Consider the following 4,262-nt stretch of genomic DNA (forward strand, 5'->3'; position numbering starts at 1 on the left):
GGACCCTGGCCGACGGCTGGGCCTACGCCCGACTCTATGAGTCGACCCGCCAACGCAACGACGCCCTACCCGGCTGGCTGCACTTCTACAATCACCACCGCGCTCACTCCGCCATCGGCGGCCAGCCACCAGTCACCAGGCTGACCAACCTCCCTGGACATCACATCTAGATCCACCCACCACGAGGAAGGACCGCCGATGCAGGGCTACGCCCCCGTCCCGGCCGGGACCCACGCACCGCTGCTCTCACCGGACTACCGCAGCACCGCGCTGCGGGCGCCGTCCGAGCAGCCGGTGATCCTGCCCCAGCGGCTCACCGAGATCACCGGCCCACTGCTCACCGGGCCCGTCCGCCCCGGCGACGACGACCTCACCGTCGGCGCGCACGGTGAGGCCCAGGGACAGCGGATCGTCGTCTTCGGCCGGGTCCTCGACTCCGACGGCCGCCCCGTCCCGGACACCCTGGTCGAGGTCTGGCAGGCCAACGCCGCGGGCCGCTACGCCCACCGCTGGGACAACTGGCCCGCCCCGCTCGACCCGAACTTCACCGGCGGCGGCCGGGTCCTCACCGACGCCCACGGCGGCTACTCGTTCACCACGATCAAGCCCGGCGCCTACCCCTGGGGCAACCACCACAACGCCTGGCGCCCCGCGCACATCCACTTCTCGCTGTTCGGGCGCGCGTTCACCCAGCGGCTGGTGACCCAGATGTACTTCCCGGACGACCCGCTGTTCGCCCAGGACCCGATCTACAACGCGACGCCCGAGCAGGCGCGGACGCGGCTGGTGTCCACCTTCGACCTGGAGGCCACCCGCCCGGAGTGGGCGCTGGCGTTCCGGTTCGACATCGTGCTGCGCGGCTGCGGCGCCACCCCGTTCGAGGAGCCCCACGCATGAGCCTGCCGCTGACCCCGACCCAGACCGTCGGCCCCTACCTCGCGCTGGGTCTGCCCTGGCCGGACGGCCCGGACGTCGTGCCCGACGGCACCCCGGGCGCCGTCCTGATCGGCGGGACCGTGTTCGACGGCGCCGGGGCGCTCGTCCCCGACGCGCTGGTCGAGACCTGGCAGGCCGACCCGGACGGCCGTTTCGACCACCCCGACGACCCCCGCGGCGCGGCGAAGTCGTCCGTCGAGGGCTTCCGCGGCTTCGGCCGCTGCCCCACCGACGACGAGGGCCGGTGGTGGATCCGCACCGTGCTGCCGGGTGCACTGCCCGTCGAGGCTCCGCAGGGTGCCGATGCGCGCTCCGCCGAGGCTCCGCGCGGTGCCGATGCGCGCCCCGCCGAGGCTCCGCACGTGAACGTCTCGGTGTTCGCCCGTGGCCTGCTCGACCGCGTGGTCACCCGCATCTACTTCCCCGAGCACGCCGCGGCGCACACCACCGACCCGCTGCTCACCGCCGTCCCGGCCGACCGCCGGAACACGCTCGTCGCCGTCGCGGACGGGCCGGGCCGGTACCGGTTCGACATCCGGCTGCGCGGCGAGGGGGAGACGGTGTTCCTCACGCTGTGACGGCCCCCGGCCGCGCCCGCCCGGGACCTCACCGGTGTGGCGGGTGTGACGCGTCCGGTTGATTCGGGTGATCCTTCGGGGGTACTCCTGCGAAGATCTACCCAGCAGGGGCGGGAGGACCGGTGGACGCAGCGCAGTCGGCACACGTGCCGTTCGGTGATCCGACGCAGTCCGCCGCCCGGGTCCGCGGGCGCGTGACGGGCGCCGTCGCCGCGGTGTCGCGGCGGTACTCCCTCGCCGTGCAGCTCGCCCGCTACGCCGTCGTCGGCGGCGGGGCGACCGCGCTGAACGCCGCGCTGTTCCTGCTGTTGCGCCCGGTGCTCCCGGCCGTCCCGGCGAACCTGGTCGCGCTGGTCCTCACCACCGCGGTCAGCACCGAGGCCAGCCGCCGCTTCGCCTTCGACGGCGCCCCCGCGCACCGGCTGCGCGAGTGGGTGCACGACGCGGGCACCGTCGCGTTCTACGCGACCTACACCTCGGCGGTGCTGCTCGCGCTGCACCAGATCGCCGGGGCCACCACGCCGGGGGAGGAGGCGGCTGTCGTCGCCGCCGCGAGCCTCGTCGGCGGGCTGCTGCGGTTCGCGGTGCTGCGGTTCTGGGTGTTCGATGTGGCACGCCCGGCCGCCGCCGGTGCGCGAGGCGACCAGGGAGGACGGCACCCGTGTCCGGAACAGCCGAGTTCGACGCCTTCGACCTGACCGTCGGGCCGCCCGAGGAGCGGGTCGTCGTCCACGGGGTGCGCGGCGGACAGGGCCCGCCGGTGCTGCTGCTGCACGGCTTCCCGCAGACCCACGCCATGTGGGGGCCGCTCGCGGCGGACCTGGCGCGCGACCACACCGTCGTCGCGACGGACCTGCGCGGCTACGGCGAGTCCGGCCGCCCCGCCGACGGCGAGAACCACGCCGGCTACTCGTTCCGGGCGATGGCCGCCGACCAGGTCGACGTGATGGCCCGCCTCGGCTTCGACACCTTCGCCGTCGTCGCCCACGACCGCGGCGCCCGCGTCACCCACCGGATGCTGCTCGACCACCCCGAGCGCGTCACGCGGGCGGCGTTGCTGGACATCCTTCCCACCGCCTACGTCTACGCCCACACCGACCGGGCGCTGGCGACGGCGTACTACCACTGGTTCCTGTTCATCCAGCCCGCCGACCTGCCCGAACGGCTCATCGCCGGCGACCCGATCGGCTTCCTGCACTCGTTGCTCGGCGGCTGGGGCTCCGGGCTCGACGCGCACCCGCCCGAGGCACTGGCCTCCTACGAGCGCGCGTTCGCCGACCCGGCCGCCCGGCACGCGATGCTGGAGGACTACCGGGCGGGCGCCTCGATCGACCTCGACCACGACGCCGCCTCGGACCGGGCGGGGGAGCGGATCGCCGCGCCCACCCTGGTGCTGTGGGGCGAGCGCGGCGTCGTCGGTGCCAACGCCGAGAGCCCGCTGGAGGTGTGGCGCCGCGCCGCCGCCGACCCGGACCTGGTCACCGGTGAGGCACTCGCCGGCGCCGGGTACTTCCTCGTCGACGAGCAGCCCGCCGCGACGACTGCCGCGGTCCGCGCCTTCCTGGGCGGCTGACCGGGGGCGGTCCTCAGGACCGGACGGCGTGCACGATGCCCCAGGTGAGCTTCCCGGCCCGTCCGCCGTCCACCCAGTGCTGCAGGCCGGCCTTCATGGCGGTCAGGTAGGGCCGCGAGATCGACGACGACAGCTCCTCCTCGTGCGCGACGAGCTCCTCGCGCACCCGGCGGTAGTGCGTCGGCAGCTGCCCGGCGTGGTCGTGGAACCGCACACCGGTGAAGCCGCGTCGTTCCAGCCCCTCGGTGTAGAAGCCGGGTGTGCCCATCGTGGACAGCGCGATCCGGTCCAGGATCGGCTGGATCGAGGACTGGTCCAGCCCGTCGACGGCCATCGGGTCGGTGAACACCATCTGCCCGCCCGGGCGCAGCACCCGGGCGACCTCGTCGAGCACCCGGTCCCGGTCGCCGGAGTGCAGGAACGCGTCCTGGGACCACACCAGGTCCACCGAGGAGTCCTCGACCGGCACGGCCTCGTAGCTACCGGTCGTGACGGTGACCTGCTCGTCCAGCCCCTGCTCCCGGGTCATCCGCTCGTTGCGGGCGTTCTCGACGGGGGAGAGGTTGAGGCAGTGCACCGCGGCCCCGTGCCCGGCCGCCAGCCGGCGGGCCGCGCCGCCGTAGCCGGCTCCCAGGTCCAGCACCCGGGTGCCCGGGCCGACCCCGGCGACCTCGGCCATCCGGGTCACCGTGCGGGCGCTCGCGACCGAGATCAGCTCGTCCGGGTCCTCGTACACGCCGACGTGGAGGGTCTGTAACGAGAACGGTGGTTCCGGCGATGTTGTCAGTAGTGCTCGGCGCCCGGCCAGCGGTCACCGAAAGTGATGGCGAAGGCGTTGAGGACTGGCTTCCAGCGCATCATCCATCGGGTGTGGCCTCGTCCGGTCGGGTCGAGGCTGCGGGTGACAAGGTACAGACATTTCATCGCGGCCTGCTCGCTGGGGAAATGCCCTCGCGCTCGGACCGCTCGCCGGTAGCGGGCGTTCAACGATTCGATCGCGTTCGTCGTACAGATCACCCTCCGGACCTCGATGTCGTAGTCGAGGAACGGCACGAACTCGGTCCAGGCGTTACGCCACAAACGTATCATCGCCGGATAGGCTCGCCCCCACTCGTCATCGAGATCATCCAGCGCGGCTGCAGCGGCATCGGCGGTGGACGCGGTGTAAATAGCTC

Annotated in this window: 7 protein-coding genes; 5 read left to right on the forward strand and 2 right to left on the reverse strand. The window is 73.3% G+C overall.

The window, feature by feature from the left end; genetic code table 11:
• The 5 genes from FVA95_RS27660 to FVA95_RS27680 all read left to right on the forward strand — a co-directional run.
• A partial coding sequence (locus FVA95_RS27660) for an integrase core domain-containing protein (protein WP_149663856.1) occupies positions 1–170 on the forward strand: 170 nt, incomplete at its 5' end.
• A gap of 28 nt (positions 171–198) precedes the next feature.
• On the forward strand, positions 199–897 hold the full coding sequence (gene pcaH / locus FVA95_RS27665; protein WP_149666765.1) for a protocatechuate 3,4-dioxygenase subunit beta: 699 nt from the start codon (positions 199–201) through the stop codon (positions 895–897).
• Complete coding sequence (pcaG, locus tag FVA95_RS27670) at positions 894–1,514, forward strand: protocatechuate 3,4-dioxygenase subunit alpha (protein ID WP_149666766.1); 621 nt, start codon at positions 894–896, stop codon at positions 1,512–1,514. The genes pcaH and pcaG overlap by 4 nt, the downstream gene beginning before the upstream one ends.
• Positions 1,515–1,636: 122 nt before the next feature.
• Positions 1,637–2,212, forward strand: coding sequence for a GtrA family protein (locus FVA95_RS27675; RefSeq protein WP_161992503.1), 576 nt, complete (start codon positions 1,637–1,639; stop codon positions 2,210–2,212).
• On the forward strand, positions 2,176–3,087 hold the full coding sequence (locus FVA95_RS27680; RefSeq protein ID WP_205016008.1) for an alpha/beta fold hydrolase: 912 nt from the start codon (positions 2,176–2,178) through the stop codon (positions 3,085–3,087). Before FVA95_RS27675 ends, FVA95_RS27680 begins: the two co-directional genes overlap by 37 nt.
• Before the next feature lie 13 nt (positions 3,088–3,100).
• Here the strand turns inward: FVA95_RS27680 and FVA95_RS27685 are convergent, their stop codons facing one another.
• Positions 3,101–3,823 carry a methyltransferase domain-containing protein gene (locus FVA95_RS27685; RefSeq protein WP_240051776.1) on the reverse strand — a complete coding sequence of 241 codons (723 nt, stop codon included), beginning with the start codon at positions 3,821–3,823 and terminating at the stop codon, positions 3,101–3,103.
• A gap of 47 nt (positions 3,824–3,870) precedes the next feature.
• Positions 3,871–4,262, reverse strand: a 392-nt coding sequence (locus FVA95_RS27690) for a transposase (protein WP_193564271.1), incomplete at its 5' end; no start/stop codon positions are given.

It is taken from the genome of Pseudonocardia sp. EV170527-09 (assembly GCF_008369905.1).
Lineage (GTDB): Bacteria > Actinomycetota > Actinomycetes > Mycobacteriales > Pseudonocardiaceae > Pseudonocardia.

Coding starts and splice junctions, on each gene's coding strand:
- pcaH (WP_149666765.1), top strand. CDS start 199: ATGCAGGGCTACGCCCCCGTCCCGGCCGGGACCCACGCACCGCTGCTC.
- pcaG (WP_149666766.1), top strand. CDS start 894: ATGAGCCTGCCGCTGACCCCGACCCAGACCGTCGGCCCCTACCTCGCG.